The organism is Enterococcus hailinensis (assembly GCF_045862035.1).
GTDB lineage: Bacteria > Bacillota > Bacilli > Lactobacillales > Enterococcaceae > Enterococcus_A > Enterococcus_A hailinensis.
The window spans coordinates 23,349-44,278 of sequence record NZ_BAAFRV010000001.1 but is presented as its reverse complement, the minus strand read 5'-3'; the positions used below and the strand labels follow the sequence as shown (position 1 = coordinate 44,278).

General features: G+C 40.3%; 13 protein-coding genes. 4 read left to right on the top strand and 9 right to left on the bottom strand.

Annotated elements, in window-relative coordinates; all coding sequences use genetic code 11:
- Window positions 1–694 precede the first annotated feature (694 nt).
- From ACKTSC_RS00150 to ACKTSC_RS00140, 3 genes are read right to left on the bottom strand one after another with little or no spacing between them, the layout of a single operon-like run.
- Window positions 695–3,343 carry an MSCRAMM family protein gene (locus ACKTSC_RS00150; protein ID WP_407856498.1) on the bottom strand — a complete coding sequence of 883 codons (2,649 nt, stop codon included), beginning with the start codon at window positions 3,341–3,343 and terminating at the stop codon, window positions 695–697.
- A 15-nt stretch (window positions 3,344–3,358) separates the two neighbouring features.
- Window positions 3,359–3,538 carry a prealbumin-like fold domain-containing protein gene (locus tag ACKTSC_RS00145; protein ID WP_407856680.1) on the bottom strand — a complete coding sequence of 60 codons (180 nt, stop codon included), beginning with the start codon at window positions 3,536–3,538 and terminating at the stop codon, window positions 3,359–3,361.
- Window positions 3,539–3,544: 6 nt separating this feature from the next.
- Window positions 3,545–8,596 carry a SpaA isopeptide-forming pilin-related protein gene (locus tag ACKTSC_RS00140; RefSeq protein ID WP_407856497.1) on the bottom strand — a complete coding sequence of 1,684 codons (5,052 nt, stop codon included), beginning with the start codon at window positions 8,594–8,596 and terminating at the stop codon, window positions 3,545–3,547.
- 553 nt (window positions 8,597–9,149) lie between these two features.
- Between ACKTSC_RS00140 and ahpC the strand changes: the two genes are divergently transcribed.
- Both ahpC and ahpF read left to right on the top strand, forming a co-directional pair.
- Window positions 9,150–9,713, top strand: a complete 564-nt coding sequence (gene ahpC, locus ACKTSC_RS00135) for an alkyl hydroperoxide reductase subunit C (RefSeq protein WP_407856496.1) — start codon at window positions 9,150–9,152, stop codon at window positions 9,711–9,713.
- A gap of 9 nt (window positions 9,714–9,722) precedes the next feature.
- A complete protein-coding gene (gene ahpF, locus ACKTSC_RS00130; protein ID WP_407856495.1) occupies window positions 9,723–11,255 on the top strand; it encodes an alkyl hydroperoxide reductase subunit F in 1,533 nt (510 codons plus the stop codon).
- An 85-nt stretch (window positions 11,256–11,340) separates the two neighbouring features.
- Here the strand turns inward: ahpF and spx are convergent, their stop codons facing one another.
- Entirely contained in the window at window positions 11,341–11,766 is a 426-nt protein-coding gene (spx, locus tag ACKTSC_RS00125; protein ID WP_407856494.1) for a transcriptional regulator Spx, read from the bottom strand.
- A gap of 363 nt (window positions 11,767–12,129) precedes the next feature.
- A complete protein-coding gene (locus ACKTSC_RS00120; RefSeq protein WP_407856493.1) occupies window positions 12,130–13,347 on the bottom strand; it encodes a 3D domain-containing protein in 1,218 nt (405 codons plus the stop codon).
- Window positions 13,348–13,820: 473 nt separating this feature from the next.
- Here ACKTSC_RS00120 and ACKTSC_RS00115 point away from each other — a divergent pair, with 473 nt between their 5' ends.
- Together ACKTSC_RS00115 and ACKTSC_RS00110 are read left to right on the top strand one after the other, a co-directional pair.
- A complete protein-coding gene (locus ACKTSC_RS00115) occupies window positions 13,821–15,548 on the top strand; it encodes an ABC transporter ATP-binding protein (protein ID WP_407856492.1) in 1,728 nt (575 codons plus the stop codon).
- Window positions 15,541–17,298, top strand: coding sequence for an ABC transporter ATP-binding protein (locus tag ACKTSC_RS00110; RefSeq protein ID WP_407856491.1), 1,758 nt, complete (start codon window positions 15,541–15,543; stop codon window positions 17,296–17,298). Before ACKTSC_RS00115 ends, ACKTSC_RS00110 begins: the two co-directional genes overlap by 8 nt.
- 58 nt (window positions 17,299–17,356) lie before the next feature.
- On the opposite strand, the gene pcp is transcribed toward ACKTSC_RS00110, so the two are convergent.
- From pcp to proB, 4 genes are all read right to left on the bottom strand, one after another.
- Window positions 17,357–18,001, bottom strand: coding sequence for a pyroglutamyl-peptidase I (gene pcp, locus ACKTSC_RS00105; RefSeq protein ID WP_407856490.1), 645 nt, complete (start codon window positions 17,999–18,001; stop codon window positions 17,357–17,359).
- 22 nt (window positions 18,002–18,023) lie between these two features.
- Window positions 18,024–18,968 (bottom strand): DUF979 domain-containing protein, encoded by a 945-nt coding sequence (locus ACKTSC_RS00100; RefSeq protein ID WP_332581661.1) that lies wholly within the window; start codon window positions 18,966–18,968, stop codon window positions 18,024–18,026.
- A 12-nt stretch (window positions 18,969–18,980) separates the two neighbouring features.
- Window positions 18,981–19,661, bottom strand: a complete 681-nt coding sequence (locus tag ACKTSC_RS00095; RefSeq protein ID WP_332581660.1) for a 5-oxoproline transporter, DUF969 family subunit — start codon at window positions 19,659–19,661, stop codon at window positions 18,981–18,983.
- A 165-nt stretch (window positions 19,662–19,826) separates the two neighbouring features.
- Window positions 19,827–20,606 carry a glutamate 5-kinase gene (proB, locus tag ACKTSC_RS00090; protein WP_407856489.1) on the bottom strand — a complete coding sequence of 260 codons (780 nt, stop codon included), beginning with the start codon at window positions 20,604–20,606 and terminating at the stop codon, window positions 19,827–19,829.
- Between the last annotated feature and the right edge of the window lie 324 nt (window positions 20,607–20,930).

The following is a 20,930-nucleotide window of genomic DNA, read 5'->3' as shown; positions in this document are numbered from 1 at the left end:
TTGTTACAAATTTCACAGTTAGCAAAAAAAACATAATTTTTCTTGCCTTTTTTAGTATACTGACAAAACTAAAAAAAAACAATGTATATAAACGTTTAATTTTAATAAACCTACACTTATTTATTTCTCTAAAAAACATTAAATTATTTTTTTGTTACTATTATATTAACAAATGTGATTAACAAGGTACAAAATACATTAATATTTCTTCTGAATCCCAATGATATTATCCGTAATTATTCTAATAACAGCCTAAATGCGTGTTTTTAACGATAATTTATGTTTTTTTTGCAAATTGTTATGGTTTGCCATTTTTAGCAAATCATCATTAAACCTGTCTAGCCCATTTACTAGCGCTTACTTTCTTATGATTTAGCGGTTGCAAAATGTCAATAATTGATATTTTTTAATTGGTCTATTCTAAAAATAAAATGTGAATTATTTTATAAAATTACAATATAATTCAAATAATCGTTTGGAATGAGAATTGCGTGATAACGATTTACTAAATATGCTATTTTTTCACGAAAAAGCACTGCTTATTTAGCATAATTATAAATAAATAGAAATTAGCTTAAAATTATAACAATTTTGTTTTTGAGCAGTTAAAAGTATTTTTCCACAAAAAAGCTCGGTCTGTGTCGCTTTCGCGTTTCACAGACCGAGCTTTATCTTTTGTTTCTATTTTTCGTAGCTATTTTCGTCTTTTTCGCCAGACGATCAAGCCGATTACTACTATTATAATGACTCCGCCGATGATCGATAAGAAGCGGGCTTTTTCTTCACCCGTTTTTGGATAATACCATTTATGCGATCCCCCGCTATTGGTTGGCGGCGTCTTAGTATTTTTCGCGATCACTTTTACAGTCTCTAGTTTGCCTTGATGACTGACCGCAATCGTGAAGCTGATCGTCTTCGTCGCTAACTGGTAACCAGCCGGCGCTTTGATTTCCTTGAAAGTGTATCGACCTGGGGCAAGTCCATTCACCGTCAATTGACCTTTTCCATTTGTAGTCAGAGCTGCTTGGATAACTTTTTGATTGTTATCTAGCAATTGGAATGTCGCCCCGGCTAAAGTTTTATTCACATCAGCGCTATCGACCTTCGTTAACTCGACATTTCCTTGATAATTCTCAAGCGTGCCTAATTGAATTGCGGTCACTTTACCTGGCTGAGGAGTGACTGTAAATTTATGTGCCGTCGTGTCTAAGACATAACCAGTAGGTGCTTTGACTTCTTTCAACACATAATCACCAACACTCAATCCTCTAGCAAATAATTTACCGTTTGCTCCAGAAGTGATGACCGTTTGTGTCTTCCCGGCTTCATCCGTTGTCGTGATCGGATCAGCTAAATCATCTGCACGGTACAATTTAAATTCGGCACCGGCTAATTTTTTATCTCCACTGACTTTGGTTGCCTCGATGAAGCCTTGATAGTTTTTCATATCGACAGAAACGCCTATCGCCTGATTGTTCTCAACAACGAAATAGACTGGTTGACTATTGAGCAGATAATTGTCTGCCGTTTTTGTTTCGATCAATTTATAGCTGCCATTCTCTAGTGCTAAATTGCTTAAATCAATCGTACCGTCATTTTGCGGACTCAAATGCTCTTTGACTAATTTTCCATCTGTCGAACCATCATCGTAATACAATGCAAATTCTGTCTTCGTTACATCTAAATTACCATTTGGTTCGCCATCAGTCTTTTTGAAGTCTATTTCTTTACGTCCGTTTTGGAAGTCACCAGTATCGACGATGTACTGTCCATCTTCGATCGTATTCAAATATCCTTCTTCATCAGTATACGTACTGTCTGCTGTTGAATTTTCTAAAACTTCCGGTGCGCGTTCAGGAATCACGACTTTCACTGGGAAGGTATTGACTAGATAACCTTTCGGTGCCGCGGTTTCTTTCACGTAATAGGTTCCTGGTGCCAAATCATCAAATTCAACCATACCCGTTTGATCAGAAACCACCTTGACAGGCTGTTGATCGCTGAAATCTGCTTTTGTATATAAGGAGAATTCAGCACCTTCAAGGCCGACGACTTGATCATCATCCTCGATCGAAGGTCCAACTTTATGCAGTAAGATCTTTCCGCGATAATTTTGCACATCGCCTTCGATTTTTTTCACTCCCGGATCGCCAGCCTTTTCAGCTGGAACCGTAAAGGCCAATTCTTTACCTGATAAAATATAGTTTCCTGTTGTGCCCGCTTTATTAGGAGAATCTGTTTCAACAAAACGATAGTCTCCCGGTGCCAGTCCGGTTACTCGGACTAACCCATTCTCATCAGAAAGAGCTGTTTTTCCTGCGACATCTTTGCCATCCGCATCGATGACTTTAAATGCAACACCCGCTAATGGATTGCCTTGGTCATCGGTCTTCGTTAATTCAGCCGACCCTTGGTAATTGATCAATTCTTGAGATGCCGAAATAACTTCTGGATCACCTTCGAAGCGATCAGGAACGGTGACCGAAACAGTGTCTAAGTTTTTGATATAGCCAGTTGGCGCTTTGATTTCTTTAAACGTATACGTATCTGGGGCTAAGTCTTTAAAGACGACCTCACCATCAGTATTTGACCTTTGGATTTTGCCATCTCTCACCTCATCGCCGGCGCTATTTAATAAGACAAATTCAGCACCCGCTAATGGATTGCCGCTAGCATCATTTTTGACTAATTTCACTGCACCTTTATAGTCTTTAAATGGTGCTTTGATTACTTGGGCTTTTGGTTCGCCTGCGGCTGAATTTGCGATCTCAAATGTTACCGTTTGAGTATTGATCAAATAACCGGTTGGCGCTTCGGTTTCTTTGATCGTATATTTACCTGGTGAAAGTTTATCGATTCGGACTAGGCCGTCAGCATTGGAAGTTCCCGTGCCCGCTTCATTGCCTTCACTATCATAAATTGTAAAAGTGGCCCCCGCTAATGCTTGATCGTCAGGACCGACTTTTTTCAATTCTAGGCTGCCTAAGTAATTTTTCAAGCTTAATTTACCATCCTCATTACTTGTGACCACGGTCGGTTTGCCTTCTGCTTCAGCTGGGATCGTAAATGGCACTGTCGTCTCATTGACTAGATAGTGATCATCTTTTGTTGCAACTTCTTTAAAATAATAGTCTCCTGGTGCTAAACCAGTTGCGGTCACCTTTCCGTCGGCATCAGATTCGATACTGTCGGTCGTGACTTTTTGATTATCTTTTGTATAAACATCAAAGCTTGCGCCGGCCAAAGCATTAAAGCTGTCGTCTGACTCAGATTCGGCTTCTTTATAAAGCTGAGCAGAACCTTGATAGTTTACATTTTGATCGTCAGTGATCTCAATGTTCAATACTCCAGGATCAGATTATTCTGCATCATCTATTTCAAATCTAATTACTTTAGTATTCAATACATACCCAGTTGGCGCTGTTTTTTCAATAAAGCGATAATCTCCTGGTGACAATTCTGTCGCATGGACGGTACCATCTAATGTATCAGAAGTAAATAAGCCGTCATTACCCGCACCATGGACTTTATCCGTGATAGCTGTCTACTTATCGTCTTTTTTGATTTCTAATTGATACTTCGCTCCTGGCAATCCATGCCCCTCTTCATCGACTTTTTGGAACTGTGCGCCTTCTTTGTAATTTTTATACGGCGTTTGTTCATCGATGACTTGCTTTTGATCTGCAGAATTGATCGTTACAGCAGTATCACTTTGATTCGTCGCTGGCGTGGTAAAGCGAGCGACTTGTTCATTTTGGATATAACCTGGTGCCGCTTTGGTTTCTTTAAAACTATAAGTCGTGCTTGGGTCTAAGTTTTCAAAGGTGAAGTAGCCATCCTCGCCTGAAGTGACTTCCTCGCCGATTTTATTCGTTCCGCTTGCATCATACAATTGGAACTTCGCACCAGCCAGTGCCACCGTATCGCCTTGATTAAATGCATGTCCATCGACTTTCATGAAACGAGCATTTCCTTTATAGTTGATAAAGTTTTCGCCGGCGTTTAATTCGATCGTCTCAGGTGCTTGATCCCCTTTGCTTACTGGTTGGATCGCAAAGCTGAACTCCGTACTATTTAAATAGTAGCCATCAGGAGCTTGGCTTTCTTTTAGTTTGTATTTACCTGGTGCTAAATTTTTCAGATTCAACAAGCCATCGCGATCAGTGACATAAATTGATTGATCGCCATAATCACTATAATCCTCAGAATTTAATTCCGCCCGTTGGAGTTGGAAGTGTGCTCCCGACAATGCCGTCCCGGATTCATTAGTTTTCTTCAAGACAGCTGAACCTTGGTAATCTCTTAATTGCAAGACACCATTAGCCACTGCTTGGTCATTTACATACACACTGCGGGAATTATTGTCATTCTTCTTGATTTCAAAATTGATCAAAGTTTGATTGATTTGATACCCCGTTGGAGCGACCACTTCTTGGATGCGGTATTGACCGTCTGCCAAACCAGAAAGATCCATGCCATTCGTTGTCGGAGTAAAGCTGCGAACAATCGCATAATTTGGATTTTCTTTTGTCCCTGTATTGCGGAACAAAGTGAACAATCCACCGGCTAACGCTTGACCATTCCCATTCGTTTTTTCAAAGACGACTTTGACTGGTTGGTTTTCGATTTCGGTGATTTCCGTACTATTATTAGTATTCACCGTTACCCGTTTTCCATTCAATAATTCATCTGGAATCGTATAGCCGTCAGGGGCTTCGATCTCTTTGACGTAATATTCATAGAGCGAGCTAGTTGCGATCAAATTCCCGAAAGTCGTCATCCCTTGGCTATCAGTCGTTGTTTGATAAAGTACAACGGATTGATTTGTTTGGGTATTCTTACGGACTAATTGTAAGACCGCTCCCGGTACGACTTCATCCTTGCCATTGACTTTTTGGACAATGACTTTGCCTTTTGTCCCATAGGCCGTACCACTGGAATCTTGGATTCGGACTAAGATCGTCCGTTGGGTATCTTTTCCTGGCAATTCTTTGCCTTCACTCGAGATCGTTGCATTGTTCGTGACATTTTCTGTTTGCGAAGTAAAGTTTGGTTCGGACGCATAGGTCAATACATACGGCTTCTCGATCACACCAGTCAAATCACCATTCGAATCGTCTTTCTCCTCGATCTTTGATAAGTCGACTACAAAGCTCTGCTGACCAGTTGCTGGATCGGTCGTGACCTTGACTGTGTATTGATCACTCGGTACTTCTTGATCTGGTTGAACAGTCGTCGCATTTCCTGACCCGGAATATTTTCCAGTGTATAACTTGAAATTTTCTTTTAAGATTTGGTTGGCACTTGGTGTATCCGTCACTTTGACATTCGACAAGAGTGATTGGTTCGGATTGATGACCAGTGACCAATTGATTTGATTCGTATTCGCATCGTATGATCCATTTTTCAACGCCGATTGCCCACCAAATGCAATCGATACAGAAGCCGACAATTGTTGGTCTACGCCGGCGATTTGAACAGTCGCTGTGTTGGCATAGGTTGCTTGATCATAGACGATTTTTCCTTTTAATGAAGTCTTGAATTGTATTTGATAAACCTTAGGTGAATTGGAAGCATCCCAACCAGGGATAAATTCACCTTGACGGCCAAATTGTAATTCTAAGGTTCCTTGATCGTCTTCCCCACTTACAGTCGGTTCGGTCACCGTCAAATAACTTTTCCCGACTTGGTTGCCGCTATAGTCAGCATCGGTTGTCGCTACAAAATTTCCGCTTCCATTGATCGTGCCGCGTGTGACGTTCAAAGAATCTTTGACATACGATTGATTCCCTGTGATCGGGTCTTTTAGATTAAAGACAGAGACACCTAGATTATTGTAGTTCGTTACGATCGTCCATGTGATTTCTTTGGTCACTGGATTGTAACTGCCTGATTTCATCCCTTGATTGGCTTCTTGGGTACTAGTAGTGAAATCCTTACTGCTGCTCGAATCATAAGGAACATCATTATTGACAAAATTGACTTTCATCGTATTTCCATACTTCAAGGTCGTATCTGGATTAGGTTTTTCATCACTAAACTGATTGTAGTTCACATAGTAACTCATTTGGAATTGATGACTCGTCTTAGCATAGCCATTTTGGAAAGTTACCGTAAAGTTTTTATATCCTCTACCCGATTCATTTACATTCAATCGAACGACATAATCCGCAGTCTCTGGATTTCCAATGATTCCTCGATTCGTGCCATCAGGATTTAATAAAATCAACGAGCCAGTCAAAATCTTATTATCATTAACGTCGCGGATCAAAACTCCCGCATCTTCATTAGTAGGATTTTTTACTTTGAACGGTACACTTACATACCCATCTTCGGTATGATCCATCGTATCGGTAAAGACGGCATTGTCCATTTCGTATTTATTCTTATTGATATCGATCACATAATTCGCTAATTTAGTTCCCGGATCGACAGTCGGCTTGTTTTTGATGACTACTTGTTGCGATGGCCTTTCAGTGATCGTTGTGGTAGGCGGCAAATGATCTGTTTTCGCCGTATTTGTCACTTGAACTTGATTGTTCGCCGAACCTGATACGATCTTGTTTACTTTAGATTTATAATCGATATTGATCGCTTTACCTGCTTGGACATTGTTTTTGAAGCGAATCGTAAATGGATTCGTCGTCGTGTCGATCTCATAATCAGCTGGATCGATCACTGAACCTTTGACAGCATTGCCGTTGCTATCAAAATTGACCGTATACACACTGAAGCTAGCTGGATCGATGGTCATATTCGTATACGTATCTGAAATGACCGTATCATTGGCTAATTCTTTTTGACCATAATTGTAACGAATCTGCCAACTATAGATCTGATTAAGACTGTCATATCCAGTCCGAACTTTCTCTAACGCTTTCTTATAATTCAATTGAACGGTCGCTGAAGCATCCAAACTTACATTTCCGGCTGTCAACGTCACATTATTTGTGATTGGGATCGTTCCGCCATCAGTCGGTTTGACTTCTTCCTTGATCGTTGTAGCATAAACGATTCGATATGGACGATTGATCGTTGTATTGAACTTGATCGAACCATCATCTTGGACCGTATATGAACTAGGATCCAATGGCGTTGTCCCTGTTCCTGTCACATTGCCATTAAAATCAACGGTCAATGGATAGACAGTCACTGCACCAGTTTCGTTTTTATTAAAAGTTACTTGTTGTGGAAATTTTTCAGTGACTACAGGCTGATCTAACGTTGCATAGTCTTTGTTGAAATCAACTTCCCACGTTACTTTATTTGGGTTATTGGCTTTATCCGTATGTCCTGCTTTGCTGATCGATGTACCACTCGTCGGCTTGATCGTCACCGTATACGGTGGAAGATTAGTCTTACTTGGATAAATGATCGTCGTTGTTCCCGGCTGAGTGATTTTTTGGGTATCAAAGTGGACATCGGCATCCACGCTACCTCCTTCTGGCGGTAAAAAGTCTTGGTCGGCTTGTTTCGTGAAAGTGATCCGTATTTTTTGTGTTGCGACATCGAATTTATAAGTTCCATAAATCGTCCCATCGCTATCTGTCAGATTCCCTTCAGGTGAGGGTGCTTCGATTGCTAAACCTGACGGCATATCCATTTCATAATAATCCCCTGGAACCATTTCGACCCGTACTGCTTCTGGAATCGCAAAATTCAACTCAAAATGAATCTCTGAATTGATCGTTGGTGGATTAGGTTTAAATGTCAATTGACTATCGGTCAAAAAATTATCCCCTGGAGCATATTGGGTGAATAATTCATCGATCGCTCCTGCTGCTCTAGGTTCTTCTGCCGCTCGACTGGCTTTTTTTGTTGCTTGTTTCGTCGTTGATTCACTGCTTGCAGTCGTTGCTTCGGCACTAGAATCACTTGTTTTTTCCGAAGTCGATTCAGTCGTCATTTCGGTCGTTGTACTTTCACTGCTCGTTGTTTCATTAGTCGTACTAGAACTTTCACTTGTTGAACTATCGCTCGTTTCTGGTAAAGCTAATTGAATTAATTTCTCATCTGCTTGATAAAAAGTCACGTTCTCGTCCGGGCCGCGTGTGATCGATCCTAATAGAATCAATTTGAAACGATTTTCGCCCTTTGCTAACTTATTGAAGTTCAACGTATATTGGATACGGTCAGCCTTTGTTTCGACTGCATACGTTCCGATCGTTTCTTTTGCTTCATTTAAAATGACTTTTGCATCGTCCTTGATTTCAGCAGGGACAAAATTTTTTGTCGTCTCAAAAGTGATCGCTGAGGTATTTTCAGCTGAACTATCCACTTTGCCGATCAATGTCAATTCCGTTTGTTGCTCTTCTGTCTCTTTCAACTTACTTTTTTTATCGATCGTAAGTTGATTAGTGACCTCCGTGCTCGTTTCTGTTGTACTGCTCGTAGAATTCTCTGTTGTCTTTGGACTGGAAACAGCTGTCTCTGACGAAACAATTGATGTCGGGTCACTGGCTACTGATCCAATTGTTTTTGTTGTACTCGTCTGAGTACTTGAAGGAGTAGTAATTTCTACAGCTGTCCCAATTACCGGTGATGCAATGCTCCCCACCAATGTGAACAACATTGCTAAATTTACCCATTTTTTCATACCGCACCAATCTCTAATCAAATTTTAATTTAAAAATAAATAATGCTTAAAAAGATAATTATATTATCCTATGACCTATTTTTAATTACAAACAATAACGCTCGGAATATAACATTATTCCTACTAATTATAATAAAAAGGACTGAATAATAGCCAGCTTATTTTATAACTTCTTTTCTTTTTCGTATTTTTTCTACTTATTAATGAATAGTTGCACATAATATTTTCTTCTCACAATCCTATTTCTTTTTTCTATTTGATTCTTCGCCATAAACGAAGCAGCTTTGTTCGTAATCCCTATCAAATAAAATCATAGTCATTATTAATCGTCATTTTATTTACTTGTTTGCCTTCTAAAATATAGAATAACTATTATTAATTACGTTATATTTAAATAAACATTTACTAGATTAAAACCAGAAAAACGTTTGCAACTACTTTTCTTTTTGTTTATAATTATTGTAAATAAGAGGTCAAGCTTCTCCAGTTCTAGAGACCTATTATTATCAACTATGAGAAAATTTTCTCAATTTAAACTCAGGAGGGTTCATCTATGTCATTAATCGGAAAACAAGTCGAAGCATTCCAAGCACAAGCGTATCGTCAAGGAAAATTCATCGAGGTCTCAAATGAAACACTTCAAGGTAAATGGTCGATCATCTGCTTTTATCCCGCGGATTTCACCTTTGTCTGCCCAACTGAACTAGAAGATTTACAAGAACAATACGAAACATTGCAAACACTTGATGTGGAAGTCTACTCTTGTTCGACGGACACTCATTTCACACATAAAGCATGGCATGATACATCCGACGCGATCGGTAAGATCAACTACACGATGATCGGTGATCCATCCCACCATATTTCACGCATTTTTGATGTTTTAGATGAAGAAGCTGGTCTAGCACAACGCGGGACCTTCATCATTGATCCAGATGGCATTGTCCAAGCTATGGAAATCAACGCCGATGGAATTGGACGGGATGCTAGCGGATTGATCGATAAAATTCGTGCAGCTCAATATGTCCGTACACATCCAGGAGAAGTTTGTCCGGCTAAATGGAAAGAAGACGGCGAAACCTTGAAACCAAGCTTTGACTTAGTTGGAAAAATTTAAGGTGGCCCTATGTTAGATAATGAAACCAAAGAACAACTCAAACAATATTTAGCCTTATTAGAATCAGAAGTTGTCTTTTCTGCTAGTTTGGATCAATCAGAAGATTCGAAAAAGGTCGAAACATTTTTGACTGAAGTTGTAGAAATGAGCGATCAACTATCACTTGAAGCAAAACCTTTACTACGTACACCGAGCTTTGAGGTCAATCAAAAAGGCGCTCCAGCTAGCGGCATCATCTTTGCTGGTTTGCCGATGGGCCACGAATTTACTTCCTTTATCTTGGCGCTGCTGCAAGTCAGTGGACGACCGCCGAAAATCGAAGACAGCATCGCTCAACAGATCCAAAGTATTGAACGATCTTTGACTTTCGAGACATACGTCAGCTTGACCTGTCACAATTGTCCGGATGTCGTTCAAGCATTGAATATTTTAGCGGTCTTGAATCCTAAGATTTCTCATACTATGATCGAGGGCGGCATGTACCAACAAGAAATCGATGACAAACAAGTCATGGCGGTACCGACTGTTTTCCTAGATGGGGCCGAATTCGACAGTGGTCGAATGACGATCGAACAAATTTTGACAAAAGTAGCGGGACCACTTAGTGCCGACGAATTTGCTGACAAAGACATTTTTGATGTTTTAGTCGTCGGTGGTGGACCAGCTGGTGCTAGTTCCGCTATCTACGCAGCACGAAAAGGCATCAAGACTGGGATGGTCGTAGAAACTTTTGGCGGTCAAGTCTTAGAAACTTTAGGGATCGAAAACGTCATCGGTACTCCCTATATCGAAGGCCCGCAATTAATGCGTCAAGTCGAAGAACACGTTAAACAATACGATGTCGACATCATGAAAGGCCAACGTGCCACAGCGATCACTAAATCTGACTTAATCGAAGTGACATTGGAAAATGGTGCGCGATTAAAAGCTAAAACTGCGATCCTTTCCACTGGTGCTCGTTGGCGTGCGATCAATGTTCCTGGTGAAAAAGAATTCAAAAACAAAGGGATCGCTTATTGTCCTCACTGCGATGGTCCTTTGTTCAAAGACAAAGAAGTCGTCGTGATCGGCGGTGGAAACTCAGGGATCGAAGCAGCCATCGATTTAGCCGGCGTAGCGAAACATATCTATGTCTTAGAATTCTTACCGGAATTAAAAGCGGATCAAGTCTTGCAGACAAAACTGCATTCGCTAGACAATGTCACCGTCATCACCAATGCCGCAACCAAAGAAATTACTGGCTCTTCACAGGTAGAAGCCGTGACTTATACAGATCGCTTAACCAATGAAGAACATACTTTGATGGTCGAAGGCGTCTTCATTCTGATTGGTTTGATGCCAAATACTGAATGGCTGAAAGACTCGCTTGAGTTAAATCAACGTGGTGAGATTTTAATCGATGGTCATGGTGCGACCAATGTACCTGGTATTTTTGCTGCTGGTGATTGTACTGATAGTATCTACAAACAGATCATTATTTCGATGGGCTCAGGCGCTACTGCAGCTCTAGGAGCTTTTGATTATTTGATCCGTCACACGTAAAAAAACTCATTCAGTTTTCTTTTCGAAGAGACTGAATGAGTTTTTTATTGTTTAATGCAGTAAAAAATTCTTCGCCTCAGCATAATCAAGCGAATTGTTGGTTTTTCAAGTCCATATAAAGCAGCTGTTCGGTCATTCTTAATGAAGTCATCTTGCGAACTTCCCGGGGAATAAACTGATGGATATCTTCTTCGTTATAACCGATCTGTAATTTCTTTCCATCAGTAATGATCGGACGGCGCAAAAGACTTGGATACTTCACGATAATCGCTACCAATTCGCTCAATGATAATTCATTGAAATCCAGCGCCAATTTTTCATAAACTTTTGAACGAGTCGAAATGATTTCATCCGTCCCAAATTCTGTTAAACACAAAATACGTTTAATCTCTTCTTCATTTAATGGTTCAGAGATAATGTTGCGTTCTTCGATTTCTAATCCTTGCTCTTTCAGCCAAGCCTTGGCTTTACGACAAGACGTTCAACTTGAGGAGCTATATCCTTTAATCATCTGCAGCACACCTTTCCTTCATCGAATTCAGTAGTTTTTTTATGAAGTAAATACTACAATATTTTTCTATGTATGTTAAATATTTCACTATAATATTTTTTGAAAAAGAATATTTTTTATAAATTACAGTAATTTATATAACTTTTATTCGTATTTTTATTTTAAAGGCTTGCTAGCAATGATTGATCTATTGGTTGTATGGCTTAATTTTTAAAAGAAATGGTCTAAACGTTTTTATAACAACTAGTAGGTAGTTCTGCGTTTTTTATCAAAAATTTCCTAAAAACGACAAAAGCTGATTGGTGTTTAACCAAAAAAAGTTGGTCCAAAAGTATTAACTACTCTTAGACCAACTGCTTCTATTTAACTAATGATCGTTACTGTGACCGAACGTCTGCCCCACTGGATGCATTCAGCAACAGTCGAGAAATGACAATCAATAATATTTCCTTTGATCGCCCCACCCGTATCACCAGCGATCGCAATCCCATAACCTGAAACTTCCACCATCGAACCTAATGGGATCACACTTGGATCAACAGCGATCACTTGCGGATTTTGACGTAAGTCAATGCCCATCGCCGTAAAATAAGTATTGACCGATTCAGCACATGAATAAGCTGTCGATTCCATTTGTAAGGTTCGACCAGAAGTTGTCGGCGTACTTGGGGTTGTCGCTTGGGCCGATGATTCTGTTGTTTGTTGACTTGTTGATGTTGTTGCTGCGGTACTGCTTGATGCAGCACTCGACGCTTTAGCCGTTGCTTGGGCCGCATCTTTGGCGGCTTGTTGTGCGGCAGCTTTGGCCGATGCTTCTTTGGCGGCTTTTTCAGCTGCTGCGGCTTGCGCGGCCTTTTCTGCCTGTGCTTTTTCAGCTGCCGCCTTTTCTTTGGCTTCTTTAGCCGCTTTTTCAGCCTGAGCTTTCAAAGCTGCTTGACGGGCTTTTTCGACTGCTTTATCTTGGCTGATTTTTTCTAAACTAGCTTTATTGTCAGCCAACTCTTGTTTTAGATTGGCCATTTTATCATCTAACTTAGCCGTTTCAGCTGCTAGATTTTTGCTATCTGTTTCTAACTGAGTCTGGGTCTTTTCTTGTGTTGCTTTCAATTCAGTTAATTGTTCTTTCGCTTCACCTAAACTAGCGACTTTCGTTTTTTCAGTATTTTGGATGACCGACATCGCAAAAGCTCGGTTCAAGAATTCACCTAAATCTTTCGCATCTAATAATGCAGTGATCGACCGTTCATTCATCCCATTGACTTGGGCCGTTTTCATCCGTTCAGCGATCGCTGTCTTGCGCCGCTCGATTTTTTGTTCGGTCGTTGTGATCTCCGTTTTTGTTTTAGCCAATTTAGTCTCATTTTGGCTGATTTTTTCCCGAATCTCATTCACTTCTTGGTATTTTTCATTCACGTCATTTAATGCTAATTGAATTTCACCGCTGATTTTGTCGCTTTGACGTGTGATCGCGGATTCTTGTTTATCTAATTCGTTCAGTGACTCTGCTTGTGCAAAGACTGGGAAAAGTACGTTAACACCCAACAATAGTGTTGCAACGACCCCAAATACCTGCTTTTTCACTTAAAAAGTCCACCTTTCTATTTTACCCTTTGTCATTATACGAGAAAAAAACGCTCAGATTATTTCACCAACATTACATTTGATTACAGATTGGGAATAAAAAGTAAGTAAAAATAATTTTTATCTTTACATTCATCATAAAAAGAGAGTCTCTTCAAGGAAGAAAGGACTCTCTTTTTTGTCATGTTTCTGTAATATTTCAGTCTTATCCGCGACATAGTTCGCAGGACGCTCACATGGATCGTCTCATTTCCAGCTAAATTGTGGGCAAACTCGTCTTTTTCACTATGAAAATAGGTATGATAATTTTCTAAATGTTTTTCATTTTTAAATATCTTTTGATATGATACAACTGATGACCCGTTTTTATTCTTTCTATAGAAGTTTATTTTTTTAGAATCCTTAGAAATAAGCTACAATGAGAGCAACATGCTGATTGTCGATTTTTTACTTTATATAATGGAGGAACTTATATGATTCAGCTTTTACGTTATGCCAAAGATTATCGTAAACAAGTGATCCTTGGCCCTTTTTTCAAATTTTTAGAAGCCATCTTCGAGTTGGTCTTGCCTTTGTTCATGGCGAAACTCGTCGATGAAGGCATCTCGCAACATGACCGCAGCAAAGTGATCCAAATGGCTTTGATCATGTTAGCCTTATCAGTCGTTGGATGGATCTGCGCATTGATCTGCCAGTACTATGCCTCGGTCGCTTCCCAAGGATTCGGGACGGAACTGCGCAATCGTTTGATGGAAAAAATCAATCAATTCTCCCACAACGAATTGAACCGCTTCGGCACTGATACCTTGATCACGCGCATGACCAACGATATCAACCAAATGCAAGGCGCCTTGGCAATGATGATTCGTCTAGTCATTCGGGCACCCTTTCTAAGCATTGGTTCAGTGATCATGTCCTTTTATATCGATTGGCAAATGGGACTGATCTTTTTGATCTTATTACCAATTTTTTGTCTGATCCTTTACTTGATCATTCGCTACTCAGTACCCCTTTATAAAAACATCCAACAAAAATTGGATCAATTGAATCAATCAGTCACCCAAAATTTAACTGGGGTTCGTGTGATCCGGGCTTTTGCTCGAACAGAAACAGAAACGAACCATTTCAACGACGAAGCGGAAGAAATTTCTCGTTTGAATCAACGTGTCGCCAATATCTCAGCCTTGCTTTCACCTAGCACGACCTTGATCATGAATGCTGGCGTTGCTGCTTTGCTTTACTTTGGCGGTTTCAAAGTCAATGTTGGCCACTTAGAGCAAGGCCAGATCTTAGCTTTGATCAATTATATGAACCAAATGTTATTAGCCTTGATCGTTGTTTCAAACTTAGTGGTCCTATTCACGCGCGCCGCCGCTTCGGCTAACCGGATCAATGAAGTCTTTGCGACAGATACGACCCTAACCAATGAGGGCACGATCCAAGAAACCAATCCGCAAGCTGCACTTTTAGCTTTTGACAAAGTTGATTTTCGTTATACAGAAAAATCTGGTCTAGCTCTTGAAGGCATCACTTTTTCAATGAAAAAAAATGAGATTCTGGGGATCACCGGAGCGACCGGCAGCGGAAAATCGACCTTGATCAGTTTGATTCCGCGCTTTTACGATGCGACAACAGGAACGGTTGCTTTCACCGGCAGCAACGTCAAAGAGTGGGATCTTGATAAACTGCGGTCTGAGATCGCAATCGTTCCCCAAACGGCGGTCTTGTTCAGCGGAACGATTCGGGAAAATCTCCTGTGGGGTAAAGCAGATGCTAGCGACGAAGACTGTTGGACAGCCTTAGCCACTGCTCAAGCGAGTGAATTTGTCGAAACATTGCCTAAAGGTTTAGACACCGTGATCTTAGAAAATGGGAAAAATTTCTCTGGTGGACAACGTCAGCGCTTAACGATCGCGCGCGCTTTGATCCGTAAACCAGAATTATTGATTCTTGATGATTCGTTATCCGCGTTGGATTATCAAACCGACCTTGATCTGCGTCAAGCATTGAAACAAGACCTGGACTGTGGTGTGATCATCATCTCGCAACGATTGCGTTCGATCCAAGCAGCAGAAACGATTTTATTGATGGATAGCGGAAAAATCGCGGCTCAAGGCAATCATGAAGCGCTATTGAAAAACTCAGTCTTATACCAAGAATTAGTCGCATCACAAGCGGAAGGAGTCGAATCACATGCGTAAACAAAGAAACTTCTTCCATTCAATGAAACTATTTATCCCTTATTTAGCTGCTTATCCGAAACAATTGATCAGCGCAGTGATCTTAGGGATCGCAAGTGGGATCACTTCGGTCTTGATGACCTATTATATCGGGGTCGCAGTCGATCAGATGGTCGATAAAGGCCAAGTCGATTTCACGCACTTGTTCCAGATCTTGCAACTATTCATCGGGATCTTTTTAGTCACGGTCGTCAGTCAGTATTTCATCCAACGCTTGGGCAATACCGTCGCTTTTGACTCGGTCGCCAAACTACGGGAAGAAACATTTACCCACTTGAATAAATTGCCTTTGAGCTACTACGATCAAAGTACCAAGGGCGATATCGTCAGCCGTTTCACTAATGACATGGATAATATCTCGACAGCGATCTCAGCCGTCTTCAACCAAGTCTTTTCAGGCATGACTGTCGTCGTAGTCGCTTTAGTCTTTATGCTGTTTCTAAGTCCGATGCTGACTTTAGTCGTTTTAGTCGCTACGCCGATTATTTTCTTACTGACTTATATCGTCGCACGAGCATCGCAACAATCATTTACCAATCAACAACAATTAGTTGGTTCGATCTCTGGTTTTATCACTGAGATGGTCGGTAATCAAAAAATCGTCAAAGCCTTCCAACGAGAAGAACAAAATCAACAAAATTTTGAAGCCTTGAATCAAGAATTATATGTCCGAGGACAAAAAGCCCAATTCATTTCTTCATTGACCAACCCGTCTTCACGGTTCGTCGATCATTTGGCTTATTTATCGGTCGGTTTAGTTGGTGGACTATTAGCATTACGGACCAATAGCGAGGTCACGATCGGGATCATTTCAAGTTTCACGATCTACTCAAGCCAATTCACCAAACCATTTATTGAATTGTCAGGTATCACGATCCAGATCCAAACTGCGATCGCCGGATTGGATCGTTCCTTTGAATTATTAAAAGAACCGATTGAAAAACCGAATGCGCTAAATGCCAAAGTTTTGACCGACGCCAAAGGAAAAGTGGTCTTTGATCACGTCGACTTTGCTTACCAAAAAGATCAACCATTGATCGAAGATTTCAATTTAGTGGTCGAGCCTGGCCAAACGATCGCGATCGTCGGAAAAACGGGTGCCGGTAAATCAACCTTAGTCAACTTGCTGATGCGTTTTTATGAAGTCGATTATGGCACGATCACTATCGATGGCACCGATATCCGCTATTTGACCCGTGACAGTCTGCGCCAGCAATTCGGGATGGTCTTACAAGAAACTTGGCTGATGGACAGCAGCCTACGAGCCAATCTTCGTTATGGTCGCAAGTCAGCTAGCGATGAAGAGATCTATGATGCCTTAAAAGATGCTTATATGTATGATTTCGTGATGCGTCTGCCGGATAAATTGGATACGATCGTCGGTGAAGCTGGCGTGAAACTATCGGATGGGCAACGTCAATTACTCACGATCGCACGGACGATGATCAGTCGTCCTTCTATGCTGATCTTGGATGAAGCCACCAGTTCGGTCGACACGTTGACTGAACAAAAAATCCAAAATGCCTTTCTGGCAATGATGGAAAATCACACGAGTTTCGTGATCGCCCACCGCTTATCAACGATCCAAAGTGCCGACAAGATTTTGGTCTTAGATCACGGAAATATCGTAGAGATTGGCAGCCACGATCAACTACTCCAAGTAGACGGCTATTACAAAAAACTTTACCAAGCACAATTTTCTCAAAGTTAATAAAAAAAGACGGAGGCAAACGCATTGCTGCGTTTGTCTCCGTCTTTTTTGTTTTACCTTACATGATCGTTCCCATAGCAGTATTTTGGTCTTCTTCAGTCGTTACTGCAGCCGCAATCGCAAATTCTAATCCTTTTGCGATTGTTTCAACTGGTAAACTAGACGTTCCAACTGGTAAGCCAACTACTTGTTCTGGTAAATATGGCACATGGATGAAGCCTCCGCGAAGATCCTTGCCTTGTTTTTCTGCTAAATACAACAAACGATACATGATATCGTTGCAGACGAAAGTTCCTGCAGTATAAGAGACACTTGAAGGAATTCCCGCTGCTTTTACATTGTTGACCATTGCTTTTACAGGGATAGTCGCAAAATAGGCTGTCTCGCCATCTTCATAGATTACTTGGTTCAATGGTTGTTGTTGCTCATTATCTGGAATACGTGCTTCCATCAAATTGATTGCTACTTTTTCAATCGAAATATCTGAACGTCCGCCCGCTTGTCCTACACAGATCACGACATCTGGTTGAACATCTTCGATTGCTTTAGCTAAAACTTCTCCGTCTTTTTTAAAGACCGTTGGGATCTCTAGCTTAGTGATACTTGCTCCTTCGATCGTTTCTGGTAATAATTTCACTGCTTCATAGGCAGGATTTATTTCTGCCCCGCCAAAGGGATCAAAACCGGTAATCAATACTTTCATAACTCTCACCTTTCTTTATCACTTATTTAAATAAAATCATATAACAGATTTGGAACACTAAGAAAATCACAGCCAATAAGGCTTGGTTTTTGATGACACCAAAGCGGTCTTTCATTTCTAACATCGCAACGGGTACGATATTGAAGTTGGCCGCCATTGGAGTACACAATGTACCGCAATAGCCACAAGTCAATGCGACCATGCCGATCAATACTGGATCTGCTCCATAAGCTAATACAAATGGTGCCCCGATCCCGACTGTCATGACGGTGATAGCCGCAAAGGCATTCCCCATGATCATCGTGAACAACATCATCCCGATTGCAAAAACAATGATCCCTAAATTAACATTGCCTTTTGGAATGACCTTAGCTACTAGATCAGAGATCACTTCACCCACACCTGCAGCAGTGAAGATCGCCCCTAAACTTGCTAACAACATTGGCAACATACTTAATGGACCGACCGTTGATAACATCCGCTCCGCATCATCTAAGAAGACGATTGGTTTGTTTGAGTGAGAATAAACCATCAAGATTACGATCGCTACTAAAACACCGACACCCACACCGACTAATGCACCTAAGTTCGTAAAGACCGCAAAAATAATTGCGAAAATTCCCATTGATAAAGCTGGAATAAAAATCTTCATTCCGATCTTATCAGCCATTTTCTTCGTAAAGACTTCATTTGGAGCACTTTCTTTTCCTTTGTTAACTTTTTTGAAGATCGGCGGCAAAGTCATGATAATTACTAAGACACCATCGATCATCGGTGGGATCCAACGACCAAACATCATTACGATCCCTAATGCGCACCAGAAAATAGCTGTACCGATCGGCGTAGGATTTTCTTTATCTCGTGCGTTTTTGATCCCTGTGTAGACCGCGACCGCACCCATAATAATATAAATAATTTCAAGTAATTTTTCAGATAATAGTACATCTTGGCTTAGAAAAAATGACATCGACGTTCCTCCTTATTTACTGTTCCCGTAATATTTTTTGTATAATTTTCGATCTTTTAGGAAGTAATAAACAATCGCAACGATTACCGCAAAGAGCGCGACTGGAATTTCTACTTTAGCCAAATCAAGCAAACTCGTTTCATAGCCTAAATCTTTCAACGTTGCTTGGACTAATAATGCTCCCGGACCGCCGACAAACAATACTTGGAAGAAGAACCAAGCAATATTTTCCATCCCAGATGACATGCCTTTCAATTCTTCAACATAATCTTCTGCGGGTTCTTGACCTTTCGCTTCGATCGAACCGATAACCATCGGCATAATGATTGGACGAACAAATCCAGCAACGCCGCCAAAACTAATATTGAATGCCGCAAAGAGTGAACGCATAATGCCATAGGCCCCGATCACAGCTCCAGCAGACGCATTCTTGATTTTACCAATCAATTTAGCAGCTGATTCTTTCAAGCCATTTCGTTCCAACGTTCCCGTTACTAACATGATCAAGATAAAGATCGCCATCGAACGATTCGAAACAAAACTTGTTCCTAATGTCGTTAACAAACCTTCTACACCTAATCCTCCAGTGATTGCTGTCACTACTGCGGCAACTAAAATAATCAAAATTGAATCTAATTTTAGTGCAAACCCGATGATAACAATCAGAATTCCAATCAATTTTACTAATTCCATACTAACTATTCCCCTTTAATTAAAATTAATCTATTCATTTACTAAAATGAGTTTGATTCCGTTTCTTTAAAGCTACTAACGTAATATCAGATTGATTTTTTCATGAATTATCCAACAAACGAATGATTTTTCAATCTTCTGAATTTTCAATTTAAATAAAATAGCTCAGCGCTTGAACAACGTACCGACTTCTTGACCGGCCAAAATATCAAATAGTACTTCTGGACGTTTTCCGTTCGCTAGGATCATCGAAATGTTCGAGGCTAATGCTCCGGAAGCAGTCTTTAATTTACTGCGGATACCGCCACGACTAAGTCCATCCAATGCCGGACTCGCATTTTCAATCAAGGTTTGATCAATACTCGCTAAATGCTGAAACATCGTTGCTTCTTCATTCATGAAAGGATTTTCTGAATACAGACCATTGACATCTGACAACATGACCAGTAAATCGGCTTGGATCGCCTTTGATACTAACAGTGCCAACTCATCATTATCCGCAAATTTTGCTAAATGATTTCCCTCATCGATCGTTACTGCATCATTCTCATTTATAATAGGTAAGATTTTATTGGCTAATAACTCATGGATCGTTTCAGCGAAGTTCGCTCGGCTCTCCGGATATGCTAGTACTTCACGACTCAGCAATAGCTGACCGATCGGTTGTTCTTCCTTACTAAAAGCTTTTTCGTATAAACTAGTCAATTTTCCTTGTCCGACTGCTGCGGCTGCAGATCTTGAGACAGCCCCTAATTGAGTCAAGCCGATCCCTACTGCCCCAGATGAAACCAAAACGACTTGCTTGCCTTCTGCCGTTAATTCGGATAATACACAAGCTAATCGCTCGATGACAGACTTCGCGATCCCTTGCTCGGGTGATACTAATAAACTGGTCCCAACTTTTATCACAATAACATTTGCTTCTCGTATTTCTCTTCTCAACATTCGATTCACCTTTTTATAATAACATCAAATAATAATTGTGTTTTACGATTTCTAATTATACTATCATAACAGCTGAGAAAAAAACAGATTTTTTATGAAATAAAATTTTAAAACTGTATTATTTATTATGGAAAAATAATTCAAATCGAGCTATATAGAGCGTTTTTATTCATCATAACTCATTAATAAAAGTAAAAAATTCTATTTTAAAAAAATTCGATAGAATTATTGATTAATTCCATCCGTATTCAAGTTCTGTTCACCAGTTATATCCAAGCCATTATTTGGTACATATAAATAAAACATTACGGACATTTTCTTCAT